This is a genomic window from Streptomyces sp. YPW6 (assembly GCF_018866325.1).
Lineage (GTDB): Bacteria > Actinomycetota > Actinomycetes > Streptomycetales > Streptomycetaceae > Streptomyces.
This window is the reverse complement of the sequence record NZ_CP076457.1, coordinates 95,045-117,074: the sequence shown is the minus strand read 5'-3', so window position 1 is coordinate 117,074 and position 22,030 is coordinate 95,045. Positions and strand designations below refer to the sequence as shown.

Sequence of the window (22,030 nt, the reverse complement as noted above, 5' to 3'; positions counted from 1 at the left end):
TAAAAAATTGCGAGGGCGACCCGGAATGGTGCTGGCGGCCGTGGCCGTCGCCCAGTTCGCCGTCGCCCTGGACTTATCCGTGGTCAACGTCGCCCTGCCCGCGATCCGCACCGCGCTCGGGTTCGCACCGCTCGACCTGTCGTGGGTCGTGCATGTCTACGCGCTCACGCTCGGCGGATTTCTGCTGCTGGGAGGCCGAGCATGTGACCTCTATGGCCGACGACGGCTGTTCGTGCTCGGCCTGGCCGTCTTCGGGCTGTGCTCACTGGCGGGCGGGCTCGCCCAGGCACCCTGGCAACTGATCGCCGCCCGCGCCGGCCAGGGCCTGGGAGCCGCTGCGGCCACACCGGCCACACTGGCGATACTCACCACCACCTTCCCCGAGGGCCCGCAGCGCGTGCGCGCGCTCGGGGTGTGGAGCGGGGTGAACGCCGCAGGCGGAGCGCTGGGCGTGCTGGCGGGTGGGCTGCTGACCCAGTACGCGGGCTGGCGCTGGGTGATGCTCATCAATCTGCCCATCGTCGCGGTGGCTCTCGCGCTGGTCCGCGCAGGCGCGCCCGCCGAAGCACGCCCCGCCCGGCGCGAGAGGCTGGATGTGCGCGGTGCCGTCTTGGCCATCGGTGGAGTCGGGCTGCTGGTGACCGGTGTCGTGCGCACCGACGCCCAAGGATGGGACTCCCCGACCGCATGGACAGTGTTCGTCGCCGCAGCCATGCTCCTGGCCGCCTTCGTCGTCACCGAATCCAGGGCTCCCGCACCGCTGTTGCGTCTCAGCCTGCTGCGCAGCCGCTGGGTCGCCGGGGCCAACGTGGTGGTCTTCTTCTCCACGGCCGGGCAGTTCGCGGCGTTCTACTTCGTGTCCCTGTACATGCAGCAGGTTCTGGGCATGAGCGCCGCAGCAACCGGCGCCGCGTTCCTGCCCTTCTCCGCAAGCCTGGTCGCGGGCACCCTCGTCGCGACCCGCGCCACCGCGGCACACACCCCCCGCGTCTCCCTGGTTCCCGGCGCCATGCTGGCCGCCGCGGGCCTGGCCTGGTTCGCCTTCATCAGCCCAGACGGCGACTTCCTCACCGACGTGCTCGGCCCCAGCATCATCACCGGTATCGGCGTCGGACTGGTCATCGCCCCGATCGTCGCTGCCGCAACCACCGGCGTCGCACCCCATGAGGCCGGCATGGCCTCCGGCCTCATCAACAGCTCCCGCCAACTCGGCGGCTGCATCGGCCTGGCCACCCTGGCCACAATCGCCACACACCGCACCGGCACGGCAACCGACCCCGCCGCGATCAACGACGGCTACGCCCTGGGCCTTGCCATCGCCGCCGCCCTTTTCATTCTCGCCGCCATCGTGGCGATCTGCTTGCTACCCCGCCGCCGGGCCGAAACACCTGCCTCGCAACTCGCCACCTCCGCAGAGAATCGACTGGAAGGAACGCCGTCATGACGACAACACCCCTCTCACCCATCGACCTCTTCGCCGCGGCGCTGCACATCCATCCCGACGGCGATGTCCGAGCCGCCGAACGGCGGATGACGAACAGTGACTCCGGCGCCTGGCAGCTCGCGACGTTCCACGTGGAGACCGACGTCGACGTTCACGCCGACCGCTGGGAGATGCACCCGCAGGCCGAGGAGGCGGTCTGCTGCCTGACCGGCGGTGTCCGCCTCTACTTCCGTCCCGCCAGGCCCGACGACACCGAGGACATGGTGCAGTTGCAGCCAGGCACCGCCGTGATCGTCCCCCGTGGTCGCTGGCACCGCCTGGAGCTGGACGCCCCCAGCGACCTGATGTCGATCGCCCTTCGCCACGGCACCCGCCTCGAAAAACGTGCCAACACTCGCTGACAGCGGGCTGGCCCGGCTGAGCCTGCCGCCGGGCCACCCCGCGACAACTGCTCTGGGGAAGGCGGTCACCGCAGGATGCCTCCTCGTCGATTCGCCGCCTGGGATCCATCCACCCCGGGTAGAGCTCAGAGCCCCGGCGTCACGTACTCGGATTCACCAGTCGGGGCGAGCGATATCGGGGAATAGCGCACGGTCGGAATAACCTCCTCCCGCCAGTAGACGAGGACGGCCTTCACCACGTCGGTGATGCGGTTGGTGCTGCAGCGGAGTTTCCGCAGGAGCCGCCAGCCCTTGAGGGTGGCGATGGCCTGCTCGCCGAGGCAGCGGATCTTGGCGTGGGTGGTGTTGTGACGGCGCTTCCATCGCTTGAGACGGCGGCCACGAAACGGGACTCGGACGGTTCCGCCGGCACCTTGGTATGCCTTGTCAGCCCAGCATGTGAGTCCCGCTTCAGCGAGGGCTTCGATGGTCCCGTGCTGGCGCGCGGCGGTGAGCGTGAGTGGAGCCGGGAAGCGCGGGCGAGGCCCAGAGCAGTCGTCCGAGCGGGTCCATGAGGACCTGGACGTTCATGCCGTGGCGCTGGTGTTTCCCGGAGTAGTACGGGGTGTCTGTGGCGGTCCGGTCGATCGGCAGCAGGGTGCCGTCGAGGATGACGAACGCCTTCGCCCGGGTCGCCTTGATCGCCTCGGCCAGGGCCGGGGCGAGGGTGGCCAGGATGTCGACGGCCTCGCGTATGTAGCGGAAGGCGGTTGCGATCCCGATGCCGAAACCGGCCGCGAGCTGTGCGTAGGTGTCACCGCACCGCAGGTGGGCCAGGGCCGGCAGAGCCTGTCGCGCTGAGGGAAGCCGCAGCCACCGTGTGCCGATCTCCCTCCGCCTGGCTGTCAGTTGCCCGGTCAGGAGCGGCAGGGTGCGGGTGGACAGATCGATCCACGACGGGTAGACAAGCACACGAAGCTCCTGGCGGACACGGGTGATCTTGGTCGAGAACCCATCTACCAGGAGCTTCGTCGTTACGCAGGACCGGCCAACTCGTGGTCAACGCCGCCAGCTTGGAAAAGGCTCAAGGATCCACCCCCTGCTGAGCGAACTCGCCCAAGTGACGGCCTCGGACGAACGCACAGCCCAGCAGCTCTACAAGGCCGCGGCACGCAAGTGGCACCCGGATGCTGGGGGAGACACAGGGACATTCGCGCTGCTCCAACTGGCCTACCACCCCGGGCGCAGCAGGAGGGGTTCTGAGGGCGGCAGAACGTGCACGCAGTCACCGGCCGATGCTGTAGTTTCCTGTTCCTTCTGTCCGGCCGGTCGACCGGCTGCTCGTCGGTAGGCGGGCGGGCCGCGACCACTGGTGCTCGTTCACCGTGTCACCCGCTCTATGACCTTGCAGTGGGTGAAGCCGTTTTCCATGGAGGAGCCTCCCGCCTGCCAACCGGGACCGGCGCGAGCGCTTCCACTCAGCGGCGTGAACGCCGCTGCACCGGGGCCGGCGTCCTCCACCCGTCGCTCATCACCCCCACCGACATAGACATCCTGAACGGCGACTACGACGCCCGCAGTCTGGGGAGTGCGTACGGCTACAAGGACGGCTGGGGCTCGCTCGGCCCGGAGCTCGCCCATGAGATCGCCGAACTGCTCACCACCTGAGCCGGCTACTCGGCCACCTGTCGTCAGTCAGCTCCTGCACTGCGCGCGCTCGCCGGTATCCGTCGCGCCGGCCAACTGCTCCTCGTACCACGGCAGGAACTTCGTCCCGCCAGACCTCCGCCGCAGCCGCACGCCCATCCGGCCGCGTCGATGCCGGTAGCCACGTCGTACTCGTCGTGCCGGGGCGCAGGTCGAGTTCGCGGACCATTTCAGCTGATCGGCGGAACCGTCTCAGCCGTGGACACAGCCCTGCCCCCACACGTCGAGCGGCGATAGCTGGGGGTCGACGGTCTCAACATGTTCGTACGAGCCGGCCGGGCCGGAGGCTCCCTGGCGAGTGAGGCCCGGTGTTGCCGGGAACAATGGCGGACCATGGTTGATCGAGGCACCGGGGCACCGAGGCGCCACTCCGCAGTGTGCCGCGCCGCTGCTCGGTGGCTTCCAGCTCTCCGGGACAGGCCCCCGCGTTGCCCGTAGCCTCGGTGGCGTGAGCACCCGGACACTCCCCGCACCCCCGCCTTCGCCCGTACGCCCGCTGCCACCTGAGGACGACCGCGTAGTCGAGTCCTCCTCCGGGCGGCCGTTCGGAGGAGGATCGCATGATCACCGCTGAGCATTGGATCGAGGCGCTCGGCCTGGAGGAGCACGTGGAGGGCGGGTATTTCCGCCGGACGTTCCAGGCCGATCACCGCCCGCGTATCTCCACCCCGGCGGGCGACCGGTACACGCTGACGTCGATCCACTACCTGCTGACGCGCGGATCGCCCGTAGGCCACTGGCATCTCAACCAGTCGGACATCCTGCACTTTCACCACCACGGGGAAGCGATCACCTATCACCTCCTGTATCCCGACGGCCGCCACCGCACCGCCGTGCTCGGCCAGGACCCTCACCGGGGCCAACTCCTCACGCTCGCCGTCCCCGGTGGAGTCTGGAAGGCGTCCCACCTCACCCAGGGCGACCACGGCCTGATCAGCGAAGCCGTGGCACCCGGATTCGACTACGCCGACATGACGCTCGGCCAGGAAGCCGACCTCCTGGAGCGTTTTCCCGAACAGGCAGAACTGATCCGCCGCTTCTGCCGACCCGCCGCACTGTGACTGTCCAGGCGGCGGCATTGCCTCATGGCATGGGAGAAGGCCGGACCGGCGAGGCGGCGGCCGCCGGTCCGGCGTCGGGCAGGCTGATCAGACCCAGATGTAGTTGTCGTCGGTGACGGCTTCGAGGGCGGCGTCGGTGACGGTGGCGGGGGGATCGGGCAGAGCGGCGAGGGCGGCCCCAATGGGCGGGAAGATCGGCAGTTCGGCGGTCTTGCGGTAGTCGACCCACTCGATGACACCGGTCTCGTGGCTGCCGTCGGGCAGTTCGTCCAGTTCGACCTCGGCGAGGGTGGCGCGGACCTCGGGGTGATGTGGAGGCGGTAGATGAGGTGGAGCTTCCGCGGCGGCGGGGTGGGGCCGGGGCGTGTGACGGGCGGGTCGACGACCCACATGAGGTCGCCGCCCTCGGCCTGGTTGCCTGGGGCCGAGCGCGGCTGCCGGTTCCGGTCAGCCGACGATGGGTTCGTCGGCGAGGTAGGGCGGCGCAGGATCGTACTGGATGTACTGGCGTACCGCGCGGGCGTGCTCGCGCCCGTGCATTTGGCCCACCAGCCACAGGGCGCTGTCGATCCCGGCGGAGACTCCCTGGCTGGTGACCAGATTTCCGTCCACGACGTACCGGGCGTCACGGACGACGGTGACGTCACCGAGAGCCTCAAGCTCGTCCTCGTGGCTCCGGTGGGTGGCGACGCGCCGCCCGCGCGCGGGACCAGCGGCGTGAATGAGCACCGCACCGGTGCACACGCTGCTGACCCAGGAGGCCTGCGCCGCGGTTCGGGTGATCCAGTCGGTGACGACCGGGTTGTACGGTTCTGTCTCGCGAGCCCCGCGTCCGCCCGGGACCAGCAGTACGTCGAGGGGCGGGTGGTCGCCGAATGTGTGGTCTGGCAGGACACGCATCCCTTTGCCGCAGCGCACAGGCTCGGGCTTCTCGGAGATGAGGACGGCGGTGTCCCTGCCGTCGCGCAGCATCGAGGAGGCGGTGAACACCTCCCAGGGGCCGACGAAGTCCAGCTCCTCGGCATTGTTGAAGATCAGCAGCCCGTAGGTGGTCATGAATGTTCCTGTTCCTGTTGCGGTTCCGCAGCGGAGGTGGTGGACCGGAAACGGGCCCGGTAGTCGGAGGGCGCAATGCCCAGGTGACGGTGGAAGGTGCGGCGCAGTGTCTCGGCGGTGCCGAAGCCGCAGCGCCGGGCGATGGCCTCGACCGGGTCGTGGCCCTCGGCGAGCGCGCGCTGGGCGGCCTCGACGCGTACGCGTTCCACGTACGAGGCTGGCGGCATACCCAGTTCGGCGGTGAACCGGCGCTGCAGATGACGCGGACTGAGCCGCGCGTTCTGCGCAAGTTCGGCGATTCCGTGCCGAGCACCGGGATCGGCATGAATCGCTGACACCGCGGCACGGACCGGGTCGGTCGCCGGCTCTTTCGACCACAGCGCCACGCTGAACTGGGACTGACCGCCGGGCCTGCGCAGGAACATGACCATCTCGCGTGCAACAGCACGGGCGATCCCCCGCCCCAGATCGTCCTCCACGAGCGCCAGGGCGAGATCCATCCCGGCGGTGACACCGGCCGATGTCCACACACGCCCGTCCCGGATGAAGATGGGCTCGCAGTCGACATCAACCTCCGGATGCTCCCTGATGAGCTGCTGCTCCCGGGCCCAATGAGTGGTGACCCTGCGCCCATCGAGGAGTCCGGCGGCAGCCAGCAGGAACACCCCGCTGCACACCGAGGTTACGCGGCGCGCGCTCGCCCCGGCCTCCCGGATCCACCCGGTCAGCCCCGCATCAAGGCACGCCCGGTCGACTCCCTTGCCGCCGGCCAAGACCAACGTGTCGACACTTTCAGGATCCAGGTCGTCCACCCCGTACTCGGCGTGGACCGGAAGTCCGCTCGCCGCCTGCACAGCCCCGGAACGAGGCGCTACCACCTGGCATCGATACCCGCCCGCCAACCGCCTGGCGTGCTGGAACACCTCGTGGGGGCCGACGAGGTCGAGAGGCTGAAACCCCTCATAGATCATGAAAACAACGCTGCGCTCCGTCATGCCTCCACCCTCGGGGAACCAGTGCAATGGCGTCAACGACATACATCCCACGAATCGCGCCACAGGGGGTGACTGTGTTTGACGCGCGGCCCCCTCTAACTTGATCTTTAGCCTCGGGCGTCGAACGGCCTCTCGTACTTGATCATCCGGTCTGGTAACTGCCGTACGTGCAGACGGCCTTCGGCTGAGCATGTGCTCCGACCAAGGAACACACACGCTCAGCACGAAGGCCGTGGGATGAGTGTGCTGCATCAAGCTGTCCGGCAGGATCCGTTCGAGGAACTGTCACGCTTCCGGGGCGAGTTCTACTCCTGTTTGACCAGACGTGCGGACGCTCTGTTCGAGCTGGCGGATGCCGTGCTGTGTGCGGTCGGCCCGGTCAGGTCGCTGGTGGAGCTGTCGCTGGTGGGCGAACACCGTCGTGGGCACGGCGGGCTCTGCGACGCCCTGGCCGCCGGCAGGGGGGAGGTGGCCCGGCTGCGTCGGGCCCTGGCCGCGGTGCCTTTGCCGCGGGCGGCGGACGGGCGGCTGGTGCTGGCCGCCGACATCACCTGCTGGCTGCGGCCCGACGCGCACACCTCACCACAACGGATCCTGTGCCACACCTACGGACGCGGCAAGGACCAGCACATTCCCGTCCCCGGCTGGCTGTACTCGGTGATCTGCGCACTGGAGACGGGCCGCAGCTCGTGGACCGCTCCGTTGGACGCACTGCGTCTCGCCCCGGGTGACGACGCCGCCACGGTCACCGCTGGGCAGATGCGTGAACTGGTCGAGCGGCTCGTCAGCGCCGGGCAGTGGGGAGGCGGCGACCCGGACATCCTGATCGTGGTGGACGCCGGTTACGACGTGCCCCGTCTGGCCTTCCTGCTCAGGATCTGCCGGTGCAGGTGCTGGGCCGGATGCGCTCGGACCGCGTCCTGCGTCGCGCTGCACCACCCCGTGAGCCCGGCACCCGGGGCTGCCCGTCCCGCCACGGTGGCGAGTTCGTGTTCGGCGACCCCGCCACCTGGAACACCCCTGACGCGGCGACCGTGACCGAGACCCGCCTCTACGGCGTCGCAGCCGCCCGGGCCTGGGACCGGCTCCACCGAGGCTGACCCATCGCTCCCCTGGACCGCCCAGCTGGGTGCGCTGCCGGTGATCGAGGGCACCGTGATCCTCCTGAAGGTCGAGCGCCTGCCCAGCGGTGCCACCCCCAAGCCGGTATGGCTGTGGTGGTCGGGCACCGACGCCACCGCAGCCCAGGTCGACCTGCTCTGGCAAGCCTTCCTGCGGCGCTTCGACATCGAGCACACCTTCCGCCTGTTCAAGCAGACCCTGGGCTGGACCTGTCCGAGGATCCGAACCCCGGAGGCCGCCGACCGCTGGACCTGGCTGATCCTCGCGGCCTTCACCCAGTTCCGGCTCGCCCGCCCGCTCGCCGCTGACCTTCGCCCCCTTGGGAGAAACCGGCCCCGACCGACAGACTCACCCCTGCCCGAGTCCGCCGCGACTTCCGGCACCTCCGCCCGAAGGCCGTCTGTCCCGCCGGAGCACCGAAATCCTCCCGCCCCGGTCCCGGACGACCACCCGGACGCAAGAACACCCGGCCGACCCCACGCCACGACGTCCACACAGTCCGCAAAACGGGCATCACGAAATCGAATGCGAAGAAGTCCACTTCTCCTCGCCCACGCCGCACAGGTTAAAGATCAAGCTAAGGGCTGTCCCGTCATCCCTGCCGGATCAGCGCGCGGCGTCAGATGCGGTGCATCGCAGGGCGGAGGGACGTCCGCATACTGGATGTATTCGGGTGTCGACAACGCGGCGAGGCGCCGTAGCTGTCGTCGTGCGCCCCGGCAGGGATTGCGGGACAGCCCTCGGCGTCTTCGCATGACGACTGAGAGCGCCCGCCGGGATCTGGCGGCCACGTGCACGGCTGCGGACAGCGGCTACATCCTGCGCGTGGTGCGTTGGGGCAGCAGTGAGCTCCTCGCGGAGGAGGACCTCACGCACTGGCCCGGCTGGCCCGACTTCCCGGTCGATGCCGCCCACGCGGCGGGGGGGCTTGTGATGCTCGGCTACATGATCTGGCCCGACAGCATCACGCCGGACTCGCTCCTGGGGTGGCGGCCTGTGCCGGATGGGCGGGGGTGGTCGGCGCGGGTCGGAACGTTCGAGCAGCTGCGAGACGCCGGAATGCGGGACGCTGAAATCCGATCGCGGCTGCGCGAAGGGCCGTCCGGCCGGCGGTGATCCGGAGACGCTGTTGCCCTGGGTGTGGTGCTTCCCCCGGGTGGCACCGCATCCCGTTACGGCGAAGGGCCGTTCCGTACCCGTTTCCGGCGTGCGGAGCGGCCCTTTCGTGTTCCGGTCGGGTGGTTCAACAGGCCGCTGAGCAGGTGGAAGTGAGTGACGGGGCGGGTACCTACCGTGTTTTCGCCCTGCTCAATCGTGGTGATCCTCACGCCGTCAGACGTGATCGATCAGGCTAGTTTTCTCCGGTGTGACTGTCTCTCAGATTCCGGTTTCCGGTTCCGTCTCCTCTGTCCCCGTTTCCGCCGCTCTCGCCGGCGTCCTGTTCGCCGGTCAGCTGCGAACCACGCACGACCGGTGGAGGAGCTTGTTCAGCTCCGCCCCGTTCCGTTTCCGGGAAGGGCTCACCCATCGGGAGCGAATACGCCTGAGCTACGACCGGCTCCGGATCGTCAACGAAGCCGTCGAGGCTCCGCAGGCGCTCGCGGTCGATCCGGTCGAGCTGACCGCGATCCATGAGTGGGCCGGTGCCGTCGACCCGGGCATGGCCACGATCATCTCGATCCACTACAACCTGTTTCACGGGAGCCTGGCGGACCATGATGCGGCCGGGCGGGACCTGGGCGAGTACGTCCGGGGGGATCGCATCGGGACGTTCCTGTGCACCGAGGTGGCCCACGGCAACGACGCCGCGCAGATGGAGACCACCGCGACGTACGACCCGGCGGCGCGGGACTTCGTGCTGCAGACCCCGCACCCCGGTGCGGCGAAGTTCATGCCCAACACCGGCCCGGCCGGCGGGGCGAAGGGGGCCGTCGTCGCGGCCCGCCTGATCGTCGAGGGCACCGACCAGGGCGTCTTCCTGTTCCTGGTGCCGCTCAGCGGCGGCGACGGCAGCCCGCTGCCGGGCATCGGGGTGCGGCCGCTGCCCCAGACGACCAGCAGCCCCGTCGACCACTGCGCCACCACCTTCGACAACGTTCGCCTGCCGTACGACGCTCTCCTCCAGGGCGACCACGGACGCCTCACCCCGGCCGGGAAGTTCGCCAGCGCGCTCGGCAGCTCCCGCCGCCGGTTCCTGGAGTCCATCGGCCGGGTCACCATGGGCAAGCTCTGCATGACCGCCCACGGGCTCGGCGTCATGCGGCACGCGCTTCACGTCGCCATGCGCTACGCCCACACCCGTCACACCTCCGGCATGACGAAGGGCCAGCGGGTGCCCTGATCGCCCACCGCGGGCACCACACGCCGCTGCTCGACGCCGTGGCGACGACCTACGCCGCCACGCTGCTCCAGCGCTCGGTGGTACGGCAGTGGGACCGGGCCGGCGGAGAGGAGCGCGAGGCGTACGAGCGGCTGACGGCGATCACCAAGGCGTGGATCACGTGGCAGTCGAGGGCGGTCATGTCCGAGTGCCGCGAGCGGTGCGGAGCACAGGGCCTGATCCAGGCGAACGGGATCGCGCTCCAGCTCGCCTCCATCGAGGGCACGATCACGGCCGAGGGCGACAACACGGTGATCATGCAGAAGGCCGGGGGCGAGATGCTGCTCGGCGGCGTCGACCTCAAGCCCGAGAGCGAGATCGCGGCCGAGAGCCGGGAGCTGACCGACCCCCAGTTCCTCCAGGATCTCCTGGCCGACATCGAGCGCATCTCCCACACCCGCGCGAAGGCCCGGCTCCGGAAGCCTGCCGCCTCACCGCTGGCCCGCTGGAACTCCACGGTGACGCCCGCCGTGGCCCTGGCCGATGCCCACGTGCACCGGCTCGCCGCCGAGGCCCTGCTGACCGCTGCCGCCCAAGCGCCCTCTGGAGTCCCGGCGGACCTCCTGCGCGCCCTGCACGCTCTGTTCGCACTGCGCAGGATCGCCGCGAACAGCGGGGACCTGTTGGCACGCGGGAGGGTGACGGCTGTTCAGGTCGAGAGCCTGCCCGACGCCGTTGAGGAAGTCCTGGGCTTCATGGAGCCGCACGCGCTCACCCTGACCGGGGCGTTCGGCATATCCGAGGAGATCCTGGAGACGCACCCGATGCTCAGCGCCTGACCAGCGCTGTGAAGGGGGGAAACGGGCTCCGGCCGCCGAGCGGGGCGGCGGCCGCCGTGACGGGTCACAGGTACAAGGACCGGTGCATCGTGTACATCCACCAGTCGCCCGTGCTCAAGGCGAGGCAGAACTGGTCGCGGTAGTCCGCGTACTCGGCATGCAGAGCGGCGTCGAGGCAGACCTCCGACGCCGCCCCATCAGTTCCGCCACCAGGGCGCGAGGCGCTGACAGCTGCAACGCCTTCAGCACCCGGCGGTAGTTGTCGACCAGCTCCCGGTCCAGATCGGGTTCCCTGATCTCGGCGAGCGCCTCGGCCAGCGGACTGCGCAGCTCCAGCTCCGCCAGTTCCAGCAGCCGGAGGCATTCGGTCAGGTTGCTCAGGCTCTCGACGCTCACCTCGACCGCGTACATGCTGATCAGTTGCTCACCCTCGGGCCCGTAGAGGCTGTAGCCCTTCGACCTCCGGCGGCTGTACTCGGCGATCTCGAACGACTTGTGCGTGTGCCAGGTCAGATGGCCTGGAATCGCCCGCTGGATGTCGCCCCAGGAGTCGTAGGCCCGGCGGATCTTCTCGGCCTGAACCTCGGGCAGTTTGGCAAGGTGGAGGTAGTACAGGGAGTGGAACAGGGGCTCTTCCATCTCCAGGAACCGCGTCATGAACATCGGGTCGTCCGGCACCAATATGTACACAACGGCTCCTAGTCGCCAGGCTCGAAGATGAAGGTCATGACGGTCGCGCCGGTGGCCCGGACGGGGACCGGGTGCGCGGTCCCGTCGCCGAGTGCCGGGTGGTGCAGAGGCAGGGACGCGCCGCCGAGCCCGCTGCCGTTCTCCTCGATCGCCCGCAGCCGGGCGTCGTCGGCCATCTCCGACAGCAGCTGGGCCGCTGCGCCGTCCAGCTGCGCCCGGTAGCACGCCAGCTTGACCTCGGTCAGCAGTCGCGGGGCCCAGGCCCGCTCCCAGTCCAGCAACAGCCCCCTGCTGACTGTCACTTCCCTGCCGTAGATGATTCTCATTTCAGTGTGATCTGGGGTGGCGCATCTTAGCTACTGGAGCAGGGGCGATATGAGGTTGCTTAAGGAATGTCATGAGAACTGCTGATGCAGGTGCATGAGAATTGCCTGTTCGCTCCGCTGAGAGTTGCAATAAGACGATGCTCTTGACCTGCGGTTTTGTGCTGAGTTTACTTCTCCGTACTCGGTGTCGCGTGCGCCCGGGCGAGCTTGCCGATCGGCGAACGGGTTGCCACCTCACACGGGACCCGCTCAGTAAGCGGCAGGTCAAGGCCATCGAGAGCCGGTTCGTTCCTGCTGGAGCCAGCCCTCAGCGGCTGTCACTACTCTCATGGGAGCGAGAAACACTCCCGTTCGCGTGGGCTCTACCAATGAGCGAAGAACGTTTGTCGCAACATGATCGAGTTACTCCTGCTTGCGCGGACTCTAAGGCTCGGTGGAGTTCCACAGGAGGTGCCACTCGAGTCGGCCCCGCTCGCGCGGGCTCAACTGGTCCTGGCCGTCGGACAGACGCAGGACCCCCGAGTCAGCCCCGCTCGCGCGGGCTCTACCCAATGTCCCTTTTGCCGGGCCGGGTTGGCTGGGAGTCATCCCCGCTTGCGCGGGCTGCACTTGTGGACCGACTCGCCCATGGTGCTGACGAACGAGTCACCCCCGCTCGCGCGGGCTCTACGATCTCCACGAACCCTCAACCCACGAGGACGCCGAGTCAGCCCCGCTCGCGCGGGCTTTCGGACATTCCGGGCCGACGGTGGTGGTGTGGAATCACCCCCGCTTGCGCGGGCTGCACTCCCGCATCACCCGGATCCCCATCTGCGACGGCGAATCACCCCCGCTTGCGCGGGCTGTACCTGCCCAAGTTGAGCGGCGGCGGTACGGGGTACGAATCACCCCCGCTTGCGCGGGCTGTACTGGTGCACCCGCTGACCAACCTCGGCTGGCTGCGAATCACCCCCGCTTGCGCGGGCTGTACCCTTCCTGACCTGGATGTTCTGAGCTGCTTTACTGTTTCTTTGCTTGTGCTGCCTCAAGGTTGGCCAACAGGTACTCCTGGTGGCGTACGCGATGAGCTTGAGCATATCGACGGCAGGCTGATCTCGCATCGCTCATGTCATGAACCTGTACTCGTGGATGCTGCAGCCGCCGGAGAGGCGGGCTCGGCTTCCGGGATGACCGGAGGGATCAGATTTTCGCTGGCCTTGACCAGGCGAGGCTGACGAAATGTTGCTGGCCCCGCCCGAGGAGGACCGCCCTTATGTAACCGTCGTTGCGGCCGAATATCCCACGGAGTTGGAGGCTCTGTCCGCCGCCCAGACATCGCAACTCCTCTTACCGGGGAAGGGCGAAGACGCCCGCGTGACGCTGCTGTCGACTCCGCGGGCTGGCCTGCTTCCGGCCGGCGTCGGTCGAGGGGGTGCGCCGAGGCCCGCGTGGACGAGCCAGCCAACCGGACCGGCGGTCCTCATCCTGATCATGCAGGTCTCGGCCGGATGCAACACTGACGAGACCCGTGCTCCGAGCCCCTGCACGCCCGATTTCGACGCGTGGACACTCCCGCTCGCGCGGGATGCACGCAGCGAACCTCCGACGTGTCGTCACCACAGGCTGGTTGCTCCAGCCCGCGGGGGCTCTGCAGTGGAGCCCACACTGTGTTTCGCCGCAACGACCCATTACCCCTGACCGCGCGGGCTCTTCCGCGGCCCGCTGCGCATAGGCGGTCTCACTGCCAGGGCGCCCCGCCCCACCGGAGAACCTGATCCCACACGCCTGCGAACAAGGGCGGACTCTCTGCCTTTGTGGCGGTCATGCCCTCAGGAGTCAGAGGGGCGGCCGCTGTGCGGGACGGGGGAGTCGAAGACATCGACGACGAATTCCGAAGTTCCGCTGCCCTCGAAGTCGACGTCGTAGTGGCTGTGCAGCAGCGTATGGACCCTCACCCACCGGCCCTGATCTGTTGCGTCCGCTGCCACCTGGAGCGCGCCGCGAACAGGGCCGGCGCTGTTGTCCTCTGCTTGCTCGTCCAGGTCCGTGCGAGCTTGGCCCCCTCGGGGAGGGCCCAGGTGCGCGGAGTGGCGCTGGCCGGTACGGAGACCTCGTCATCGAGGAGTTGGATGACCCATTTGATGCCGTCGCCGTCGCGCTGTCGCTCGTTCGACATGCGAATGCCGAGCCCGATCGTGTAGGCGCCCTCGAGGTACTCCTCGAGTTCCTCGTCGACCCCTCCGAAGAACACAGCTTCGCGCACAACCTCGACCGGCCCGCAGTCGGTGAAAGCCCCCATCACCGGGGCGCACTTGTCCTTCAGGTACTGCTGCACGGCCATCCGTACCGCCCTAGGGACCCGGTCCAGTACCTCTCCCAGGGCACGGTCGTCACGGTCGTAGAGATAGGAGTTGAGGACTCGGACCAGTTGCGTGGTCAGGTGGAGGTCTCCGGCTCCCAGGGTGGTCACTGCCTCCAGCTCGTCCCCAGGATTCTTCACCAGGGCGAACACTCTGCTTCGCCCTGGGCTGGTGTGCGCGATGAACGAATGAATCATTTCCTGTCTCACATCACATGTCAGAACGGTCTCTGGCGCGAACAAGCGCCAGGCCATAGAAGAACGGGGGAAACCCTGCCAACCGACGTGTCGCACGAGCTGCCAGCTCGTCCGCATGGATCGGAGGTGAGTCGCTGTCGGATCCGGTACTTCAGCCCAGGATCCGCATGGCTGTCCGCAGCTTACGCACCGCGAACTGCCGGGGGCAACGACACGCTTGCTGTCCCCGGGCGCTGAGGCCTCAGCGAGTCCGTGACGGCAACATCCTGTGCATCAGGCCCCACCCAGGCCTCCCGTGCCACCGCGACGATTCGAGGCCGGGCGCTGATACCTGCGCGACAGTGCCCGGCGGAAGTCTCCGTCTGCCGTATGCGCCCCGGGCAGCGCGTTGCCCGGGGCGTGCCGCATACCGCATCATCGCGCCCATGAGTGATGCTTCCCGTCAGCCCAACCCCGGCACAGGCCTGCTCGGCCCGCGTTACGCCCGCCGCAACCAACTCGGCGCCACAGCAGACATCGAGGGAGGGGGACGGTGGGTGGCCGTCGACGAGTCAGGATGGGACGGCGACCAACTCCACGGCGAACAGCGCAGCCGCTACCTGTCGGTCGGATCAGTAGCCATCAGCGACGCCGACGCGGAGCCCATCGTGGATGAGATCCGCTCCGCTACCCGCCTGCAAGCACCTGAGCTGAAGTTCTCAGGTGTCTTCGCCGGCCCGAAGAACGGCCAGCGGCGCTCTGCCCTGTCCGCGCTCCTCGCACCGGGCGGTGCTCTGCACGAAAGGGCATCGGTCTATCTGCTCGACAAGCACTACTTCGTCGTGGCCAAGCTGATCGACCTGTTCGTCGAAGAACAGGCGCACAAGCACGGCAGCAACTTCCGCAACGCCGGCGATGCCCGCAAGATGGCCCGCAGCCTGTTCGAGGAAGGCCCCCGCGCCCTGGGCCCGGCGCTCTTCGGCCGGCTGCTGACGTCCACCGTCGCCTTCACATCCCAGAGGAACCGGGACCAGCAGGTCACTGTCGACGACTTCTACGAGGTCGTGGAGGCCTGGGCCCGTTCATGCCGGCGCAACGTCACCGAGGCCCTGGCACTGCTGCGTACCACCCGGGAGGAAGCCGGCGAATTCCTCCAGGCCGCACACGGGCCCGACGCCGCCATCCCGCAAGCACTGGAGCCCCTGATCCCGGCCGTAGCCGCGGTCACCGCCAACTGGTCCCGGAAACTGGGCAGGGTCAACATGCTGGTAGACGACCAGAGAACCCTGTCCGATACGAACCTCGACGACATCGAGGCGGAAGCACGTGACCGCGGCTACCCCGAGTTCCGCCACCTGTCCCGTGGGGTGCATCTGGGCCAGCTCCTGCGAGGGCAGTCCACGCAGCACCCCTCGCTACAGCTCGCCGACCTGATCGCGGGGGCCGGCTTTGCCGTGGCACAGCGCCATCACGGACTCGCCAACCCCGCTGGAGAGGACCTGCACCCCGTCGTGGTGCCCCTCATCGACGTGGCGGGCATGCTCCCTCACGACGAGCCCGCACGGGTAGCCCAACCAACCCCGCCCGTAACCTGACCGCCAGCCCCGCGAGGACTCACGGCACGCGCTGGACAGCGCGCCCGGCCTCCGGGCTCACCGGGGGCCGGCCCCCGGCTCGTCCCTACCGAGAACTACCGCCCGCAGGGGAGCGCCGTGACGATCTGACTCATCAACGAGCGGCGTTCGCATTCCAGCGCGACCGGCACCGGCGCGACGTGTCAACCCGTTCACATCCGCTCTGGAGCAGACGAACTCTGCGAGTGCACCCCACGCACATGCGAAAGCAGTCGGGTTCCGCCAGGCCAACTCTGTCCGGCCAGGTGCTACGACCACCTGGCCCAGAAAACACGACCGGCTACTCTCGCCCGCGCAGGCTCTACCACGTCCGGCCTTTCAGCGCTCTGCGCCATCTGGGGTCACTCCCGCTGGCGCGGACTGCACCGGGCGATGGCCCATATCGCCTCGTCGCGGTTCGGAGCACTCCTGCTCGCGCGTGCTGCAAATCGGCCTCGAGGTCGCCGGACAGCCGATCGGTCCGCTCCCCGCTCGCGCAGCCCGATGTCCGGCCCGGGCTGCGGTCCACTCCCGCACGCGCGGGCAGCACGGGTTCCGTGCATGAGAGCGGCGTCCTGGGGCACTCCCGCCTGGGCGGGCTGCACCACCGCACCTCGTCAGTCCGTTCGTCCTGGACGAGTCACTCCCGCTCGCGCGCCTCGCGTACGAGGACCAGGCGATCGTCAAGGTGTGCGTGAAGGCCCTGGAACGGGCGGGTTACGGGGCGGAGCCGGAGCGCGTGTCCGGCTTCGGGTCCGCCCTCCGCTTCCGCCGGAAAGACCGTCGGGGCAGCATCCTGCACAGGCACGCCCCTACTTGCCTGCCCACATCACCTCCGACCTCCGTGAAGTCGGTCTGATGTTCGGCCACCACGCGACATTCCGCCCGTGCGATGCCCTCACGCTCGCGCAAGCGAGGGCTGCATCCCGACGGCCGCCGGATCGCCTGCAACACCGCCGAGTCAGCCCCGCTTGCGCAGGCTCTGCACCGCGCCGGCCGGCACGATAGACGACGGACGCCAGTCAGTCCCGCTCGCGCGGGCTCAACGATCACCCGCACCGCGGTGACGATCGGCACAGCGAGTCAGCCCCGCTCGCGCGGGCTCAACTCCATTCGCCTGGCCGGGCCAGGACCGCGGTCCGAGTCAGTCCCGCTCGCGCGGGCTCAACTTCCGGGTAGTTCGCGGCGGGATCCCCTCCGCCGAGTCAGTCCCGCTCGCGCGGGCTCAACCCTTTCTGACCTGGGGATTCTGAAGCGCTTTGCCAATCTTTTGCTCGCGTTGGCTACTCAAACGATGCCATACGGATTGGACGCCCGGCTGGGTGTTCACTACCGGGCCGCATCACGCCCGCTCTCGCGGGTAACACATCGAGATTCCCCGCGCCCGGGCTCCAGCACAGGGCGCTCTAGAAGGCCGAGCCCATCCATCTCGTGCGGGCGCTACGCCAAACCAAGTTCTAGGCATAGGCCGAGATGACCTACGGTCTCTCCCACTCACGTAGACGCTCCACCTTCCACAGTCGAACCCTGGACGCGCTGGCCGAGTTGCTCCCGCTCGCGCAGGCTCTACTGGGTCAGATCGGAACACCAACATGGCGGTGATCGGATGAGCCCCACTCTCGCGGGCGATGGCAGTAGACCCGTTCCCATGGCCCGAATCCGCGCGGGTCACCCCCGCTCGCGCGGGCTCAACGAAGGCCAAGAGCACGAGGTCAAGGCCGGGGTCGTGTCAGCCCCGCTCGCGCGGGCTGCACGGTCCCGCCGGACTCCGTCTCGGCCAGGCCTGCGAGTCAGCCCCGCTCGCGCGGGCTCTACGGCCAGGAAGTCGGCCGTGTCCTTGTGCTGGGCGAGTCAGTCCCGCTCGCGCGGGCTCTACCCCTTTTAAGCTGGGCGTTCTGAGGAGTTTTGCCAGTCATTTGCTCGTGCTGGCTAATCGAATGATGCCACACGGGTTGAACGCCAGGCTGAGTTCTCCGCTTTCTCCGCGGTCTTGATCTGAGGAGGCTGGTGGGGTGGCAGCGTTGGGGGGATGGGAGTTCTTGAGGATGTCCGGTATGAGGGTGTTGATCTTCGTCCGTGGGGGAAGTTCGATGGCGCGACGCGGATGGTGTATTCGCTGCTGTTCCACTTGATCGATGTGGGTGCGGTGGCTGGGGTTTTGTGGGACCGGTTCCTGACTCCGAGCCAGCGCGAGGTCATCAGCGCAGGACTTGGCATGTCGCAGGAGCGGGTGCGTTCGCTGGTGTCGTTTCTGGCTGCCATGCATGACATCGGGAAGCTGATCCCGTACTTCCAGTCTCTCGAATCTGTGGCGCAGATGCGGTTGGGGGAGGATCTGCTGGCGGATGCGGGCTGTGTGGTGGAGGTGCCGCACGCGCGTGCGTCGATGCATGCCGGGCTGCGTCTGCTGGTCGAGCTTGGATTCGAGCTCGGGGGTAACGACAGCCCCGCCGTACGCGCTGCTCAGTGTCTGGGCGGCCACCACGGCCGGTTCCTGCAGCTCGATGTGGACGGAACAGCCTCCGCTCACCGGGTGCAGGCCACCTTGGGCGGGCCCGTGTGGCAGGATCTGCGCCGCCGCTACACGCGCCTGCTCTGGCACCTGTTCGGAGTCAACGAACCCCCGGAGCGGGTGTCGGTCGAGGCTGCGGTGCTGATCACGGGGCTGACGATGGTCGCCGACCGGGTCGCGAGCCAGCGCCGGTACTGGGTCCCCAACGCACACACTCCGTCCTTCGGTGCTGCCGAACATCACAGCCAGGCCCGCCGGCAGGCCGAGGAGGAAGTCGAGCGGCTCGGCCTTGCCCGCTTTTCCTTGGATAGCGTCTCGTTCACCACCGCTCACCCCGGACTCGTGGAACCGAATGCTCTGCAGGCTTCCGTGATGGAGGAGTTGCCGCATCTGGTCGCCGGGCGGGGGAGCGGCATCGCGGTGGTCACCGACGCCATGGGCGCGGGCAAGAGCGTGACCGCCCTGGAGATGGCACGGATCTTCAACGAGCACTGCGGCACCCAGGGGGTGATGTGGCTGCTGCCATCCACGGCTGCCGCCGACCAGGCCTACGAGGTCCTGGACCAATACGTGCGCGCACACCGGCCCGAGTACGCCCCGGTGACACTGGTGCACCACCACAGCGACCTCAACGAGGCCTACACCCAGCAGCGTCTCTTCCCGGAAGACGCATCCGTCCTGGACGGGCCGCCCGACGGCCCGTTCGCCGACGATCAGGACGGACTGTTCGCCGACGACGAGACCGAGTACGGACCGGCGGCCGCATGCCCGGACCGGTGGCTGCGCGGACGGGACCATGCGCTCCTGGCCCAGTACAGCGTGACCACCATCGACCAGGCCCAGATGGCCGTTCTCCCGGTCCGGCACAGTGCTCTGCGCATGCTGGCCCTGTCGGGCAGGACGGTCGTGGTCGACGAAGCTCATGCCCTGGATGCGTTCAGCCAGCTGCAGTTGCTGCGTCTGCTGCACTGGCTGGGAGCCCTGAACAGTCCGGTCGTTCTGCTGTCGGCGACGATGCCCGCATCCACGACGACCGAGTTGGTGCGGGCCTACCTGTCCGGAGCGGGCCGCACCGGACACCATGGCGTTCCGTTCGCGCCCGGTTATCCCGGCTGGCTGTTCGCGGACGCGGCCACAGGCACCGCTCACCTCATGCCGGAAGCGGCCCAAGACCGGCAGCGGGCCGCCCAGCGTCGGACCGCCCGGATCCGTACCCGGCCGGTCACCTACCGCCGCCTGGGCCAGACCGGCCGCAGCGTGGACGCCGGGAGCGCCTGGCCGTGATCGCCGACACCCTTCAACCGGTCGTTCACCACGGCGGGTGCGCGGCGGTGGTGTGCGCGACCGTCGCCGATGCGCAGGACACCTACGCGTACCTGTGCAGCATCTGGGCCGGCCCGGCCCACGACCTGGTCCTGGTCCATGGCCGGGTGGGCGAGCGGCGACGGCAGAACACCCTGGCAGACCTCCGCCGCGAACTAGGGCCCGCAGGCCCGCGTCCGCTGCGGCGCGTCGTGGTCACCACCAGCCTGCTCGACATGAGCCTGGACATCGACGTCGACGTGATGGTCAGCGATCTCGCTTCCGCGGCACGGCTGCTGCAGCGCCTGGGCCGCCTGGGACGGTTCACGCGCCGATGGGCCGGCCAAAGCCGCCGCCCGGTCTGGTGGGACGGTGACGACAGCCCGACCCTGACGGTGCTGCACCCGGTCAACTCCCGCGGGGCGACCTCACTGCCACCCGGCTGGGGCACGATCGAACCTCCTGTCACCCTCCACGAAACCGCCCGGCTCCTGCCGCAGTTGGAGAAGAAGCCCCTCGTGGTGCCCGACGACGTGCAGGCCCTGGTCGAACAGGTCCACGGCGTCACATCCGGCTTCGCCGCAGAGACGGCCCGCCTTCAGCGGATGGCCGCCGCACACCGGGGGCGGACCAGCCGCCTGCAGCAGCTCAGCGCACTGCACCTGGTGCCACCGCCGAAACGGGTCTCCTCCCTGGCCGACCTCCACCGCCAATACCTCACCACCGCCCAGGCGGCTACACGCCCCGGCGTCCTGCCCCGCCGCGTGCTGCCCTGCTACCGGACCGCCGACGGCCTCCTGACCCTCGACGCCGCCGGTCTGGTTCCGCTGCCGGACCAGGAGCATCTCAGCCCCCGCCAACTGCGCAGCATCCTGGAACACACGGTGCCCGTCCCGGCCGCCTGGGCAGCCCGCGCCGGTGCCCGCCATCAGCCGCCCGCCAGCTGGAAGCAGCACCCCATGCTCACCGACACACTGCTGCTGCCCACCCCGCTGGTCACCCGGGAGAGTGAATGTGACCGGGGTGAGCAATTCGGCCATCACTGGCTGCGCATGGACGACGAACTCGGCCTTCTCCACCACAAGCAGCAATGATCACCGTGCGTGAAGGCCACTAGCGAAACTATTACGCCACTACTTGATCGTCGTACTTTCTCACCGGCAGTGAGGTGGCGTCGCGACGTGATTCGCTTTGGCCACGCACCGCCGAACACCCGGCCGCACATCGCACACCGTTCCGCCTCACAAGGGCCCGGTGATGCCCCCTGCCGTCGACGCCTCGCGCGCAACTGCTCGGGGACACCCTGCTGCCGCCTCCACCACACGGAGGACCCCGAGATCCCCGTGTGACTGGCTGCCGACCTTTCCTGCGGGCCCGCTTCCACGCACCTGCCTCATTACCGAAAAGACCTTCCAGTGCCACCATTACCCTCCTCCGCCGCTACGTTCAGCGCAGCCGACGACCCCTGGATCGACACCCGCACCGGCCCTCACTACAGCCAACGAGGCCTGCGGGACCTGTTCCTGAACGCCCACACCATCGACGACCTCGCCCTGCCCCACCCCCCGGCAGCCTCAGCTCTGCTGCGGATCACGGTCGCGATCACGGCCCGGATCACCGGCCTGGATGATCCCGAACTCACCGCCTCCCAGTGGAACGCCCTGCGCCGTACCTGCCTGAAGCAGGGCCGTTTCACCCCGGACGCCGTCCACGCCTACTTCGACCAACACGCCTGGGACGTCTTCGACTTGGTCCGGCCCTGGCTGCAGGAGCCCGCGCTGCGTACCCAGTGCGACCACAGCAGCGGCATCAACGCCTTCGTGCCCGGGCGCCCCGCCGGGAACAACCTGGCCTGGTTCAGCCCGCACGGCCACCACACCGCCGAGCCCGTGCCCACCGCCGAGGCACTGCAGATCCTGCTCATCCACCACTACTACGGCCGCTCGGGCCAGTGCACCCCCCGCACCGTGGACGGGGTCACCACCGGAAGCCAGAACAGCGGGCCCCTGCGCTCCACCGTTTCCTTCCACCCTCTGGGCCGCACCCTGCACGAAACGCTTCTGGCCGGTGTGCCGGCCTTCACCGGCGACGAACAACTGCCCAGCGCCGACGCCTGCCCTGGGAAGAGACAGCTCCCAGCCCCATAAC

The 22,030-nt window shown here is 68.6% G+C and carries 17 protein-coding genes and 3 pseudogenes; 12 read left to right on the top strand and 8 right to left on the bottom strand.

The features are described 5' to 3' along the window. Positions 1–25 precede the first annotated feature (25 nt). Together KME66_RS00495 and KME66_RS00490 are read left to right on the top strand one after the other, a co-directional pair. A complete protein-coding gene (locus KME66_RS00495) occupies positions 26–1,444 on the top strand; it encodes an MFS transporter (RefSeq protein ID WP_216328995.1) in 1,419 nt (472 codons plus the stop codon). Continuing rightward, positions 1,441–1,845: a cupin domain-containing protein gene (locus KME66_RS00490; protein ID WP_216317771.1), complete on the top strand. Its 405-nt coding sequence runs from the start codon at positions 1,441–1,443 to the stop codon at positions 1,843–1,845. Before KME66_RS00495 ends, KME66_RS00490 begins: the two co-directional genes overlap by 4 nt. 221 nt (positions 1,846–2,066) lie before the next feature. Here the strand turns inward: KME66_RS00490 and KME66_RS00485 are convergent. Continuing rightward, positions 2,067–2,796, bottom strand: a pseudogene (locus tag KME66_RS00485) (transposase family protein); the annotation flags it as partial. 504 nt (positions 2,797–3,300) lie between these two features. Here KME66_RS00485 and KME66_RS00480 point away from each other — a divergent pair. Continuing rightward, a pseudogene (locus KME66_RS00480) lies at positions 3,301–3,492 on the top strand (FMN-binding glutamate synthase family protein); the annotation flags it as partial. A 599-nt stretch (positions 3,493–4,091) separates the two neighbouring features. Continuing rightward, positions 4,092–4,592: a cupin domain-containing protein gene (locus KME66_RS00475; protein ID WP_216317769.1), complete on the top strand. Its 501-nt coding sequence runs from the start codon at positions 4,092–4,094 to the stop codon at positions 4,590–4,592. An 87-nt stretch (positions 4,593–4,679) separates the two neighbouring features. On the opposite strand, the gene KME66_RS00470 is transcribed toward KME66_RS00475, so the two are convergent. Genes KME66_RS00470 through KME66_RS00460 form a run of 3 tightly spaced genes read right to left on the bottom strand, consistent with a single transcriptional unit; the run spans position 4,680 to position 6,643 of the window. After that, positions 4,680–4,982 (bottom strand): hypothetical protein, encoded by a 303-nt coding sequence (locus KME66_RS00470; RefSeq protein WP_216317766.1) that lies wholly within the window; start codon positions 4,980–4,982, stop codon positions 4,680–4,682. A gap of 57 nt (positions 4,983–5,039) precedes the next feature. After that, positions 5,040–5,648 (bottom strand): DJ-1/PfpI family protein, encoded by a 609-nt coding sequence (locus KME66_RS00465; protein WP_216317764.1) that lies wholly within the window; start codon positions 5,646–5,648, stop codon positions 5,040–5,042. Then, positions 5,645–6,643: a GlxA family transcriptional regulator gene (locus KME66_RS00460; RefSeq protein WP_216317762.1), complete on the bottom strand. Its 999-nt coding sequence runs from the start codon at positions 6,641–6,643 to the stop codon at positions 5,645–5,647. Before KME66_RS00460 ends, KME66_RS00465 begins: the two co-directional genes overlap by 4 nt. A 237-nt stretch (positions 6,644–6,880) precedes the next feature. On the opposite strand from KME66_RS00460, the gene KME66_RS33730 reads away from it, so the two are divergent. From KME66_RS33730 to KME66_RS00445, 4 genes and pseudogenes are all read left to right on the top strand, one after another. Continuing rightward, on the top strand, positions 6,881–7,681 hold the full coding sequence (locus tag KME66_RS33730; protein ID WP_367303620.1) for a transposase: 801 nt from the start codon (positions 6,881–6,883) through the stop codon (positions 7,679–7,681). Continuing rightward, positions 7,633–7,743, top strand: a complete 111-nt coding sequence (locus KME66_RS34510) for a hypothetical protein (protein WP_367303619.1) — start codon at positions 7,633–7,635, stop codon at positions 7,741–7,743. Before KME66_RS33730 ends, KME66_RS34510 begins: the two co-directional genes overlap by 49 nt. 775 nt (positions 7,744–8,518) lie before the next feature. Then, positions 8,519–8,881, top strand: coding sequence for a hypothetical protein (locus tag KME66_RS00450; protein ID WP_216317761.1), 363 nt, complete (start codon positions 8,519–8,521; stop codon positions 8,879–8,881). Positions 8,882–9,131: 250 nt separating this feature from the next. Continuing rightward, positions 9,132–10,924: pseudogene (locus KME66_RS00445) on the top strand (acyl-CoA dehydrogenase). A 114-nt stretch (positions 10,925–11,038) separates the two neighbouring features. Here KME66_RS00445 and KME66_RS00440 read toward each other — a convergent pair. The 4 genes from KME66_RS00440 to KME66_RS00430 all read right to left on the bottom strand — a co-directional run bounded on the left by KME66_RS00440 (position 11,039) and on the right by KME66_RS00430 (position 14,419). Next, positions 11,039–11,614 carry a hypothetical protein gene (locus KME66_RS00440; protein WP_253208184.1) on the bottom strand — a complete coding sequence of 192 codons (576 nt, stop codon included), beginning with the start codon at positions 11,612–11,614 and terminating at the stop codon, positions 11,039–11,041. Positions 11,615–11,622: 8 nt separating this feature from the next. Beyond that, a complete protein-coding gene (locus KME66_RS00435; protein ID WP_253208183.1) occupies positions 11,623–11,916 on the bottom strand; it encodes a hypothetical protein in 294 nt (97 codons plus the stop codon). 1,832 nt (positions 11,917–13,748) lie between these two features. Beyond that, positions 13,749–13,874 carry a hypothetical protein gene (locus KME66_RS34365; RefSeq protein WP_301184484.1) on the bottom strand — a complete coding sequence of 42 codons (126 nt, stop codon included), beginning with the start codon at positions 13,872–13,874 and terminating at the stop codon, positions 13,749–13,751. Beyond that, complete coding sequence (locus tag KME66_RS00430) at positions 13,871–14,419, bottom strand: hypothetical protein (protein WP_216317759.1); 549 nt, start codon at positions 14,417–14,419, stop codon at positions 13,871–13,873. The genes KME66_RS34365 and KME66_RS00430 overlap by 4 nt, the downstream gene beginning before the upstream one ends. 482 nt (positions 14,420–14,901) lie before the next feature. Here KME66_RS00430 and KME66_RS00425 point away from each other — a divergent pair, with 482 nt between their 5' ends. The 4 genes from KME66_RS00425 (at position 14,902) to casA (ending at position 22,029) form a co-directional block, all read left to right on the top strand. Further along, complete coding sequence (locus KME66_RS00425) at positions 14,902–16,050, top strand: hypothetical protein (RefSeq protein ID WP_216317756.1); 1,149 nt, start codon at positions 14,902–14,904, stop codon at positions 16,048–16,050. Between the two features lie 2,047 nt (positions 16,051–18,097). Then, complete coding sequence (locus KME66_RS33720; protein ID WP_253208182.1) at positions 18,098–19,864, top strand: CRISPR-associated endonuclease Cas3''; 1,767 nt, start codon at positions 18,098–18,100, stop codon at positions 19,862–19,864. Then, positions 19,861–20,976 (top strand): helicase-related protein, encoded by a 1,116-nt coding sequence (locus KME66_RS33715; protein WP_253208181.1) that lies wholly within the window; start codon positions 19,861–19,863, stop codon positions 20,974–20,976. The genes KME66_RS33720 and KME66_RS33715 overlap by 4 nt, the downstream gene beginning before the upstream one ends. A 321-nt stretch (positions 20,977–21,297) precedes the next feature. Continuing rightward, positions 21,298–22,029, top strand: a complete 732-nt coding sequence (casA, locus tag KME66_RS00415; protein ID WP_216317754.1) for a type I-E CRISPR-associated protein Cse1/CasA — start codon at positions 21,298–21,300, stop codon at positions 22,027–22,029. Position 22,030: the final 1 nt, after the last annotated feature.

Excerpts from the sequence above, each read along its gene's own strand:
- KME66_RS33720 (WP_253208182.1), top strand. The coding sequence starts at position 18,098 with ATGGGAGTTCTTGAGGATGTCCGGTATGAGGGTGTTGATCTTCGTCCG.
- KME66_RS33730 (WP_367303620.1), top strand. The coding sequence starts at position 6,881 with ATGAGTGTGCTGCATCAAGCTGTCCGGCAGGATCCGTTCGAGGAACTG.
- KME66_RS00475 (WP_216317769.1), top strand. The coding sequence starts at position 4,092 with ATGATCACCGCTGAGCATTGGATCGAGGCGCTCGGCCTGGAGGAGCAC.
- KME66_RS00495 (WP_216328995.1), top strand. The coding sequence starts at position 26 with ATGGTGCTGGCGGCCGTGGCCGTCGCCCAGTTCGCCGTCGCCCTGGAC.
- KME66_RS00425 (WP_216317756.1), top strand. The coding sequence starts at position 14,902 with ATGAGTGATGCTTCCCGTCAGCCCAACCCCGGCACAGGCCTGCTCGGC.
- KME66_RS00465 (WP_216317764.1), bottom strand. The coding sequence starts at position 5,648 with ATGACCACCTACGGGCTGCTGATCTTCAACAATGCCGAGGAGCTGGAC.
- KME66_RS00450 (WP_216317761.1), top strand. The coding sequence starts at position 8,519 with ATGACGACTGAGAGCGCCCGCCGGGATCTGGCGGCCACGTGCACGGCT.
- KME66_RS00460 (WP_216317762.1), bottom strand. The coding sequence starts at position 6,643 with ATGACGGAGCGCAGCGTTGTTTTCATGATCTATGAGGGGTTTCAGCCT.
- KME66_RS00490 (WP_216317771.1), top strand. The coding sequence starts at position 1,441 with ATGACGACAACACCCCTCTCACCCATCGACCTCTTCGCCGCGGCGCTG.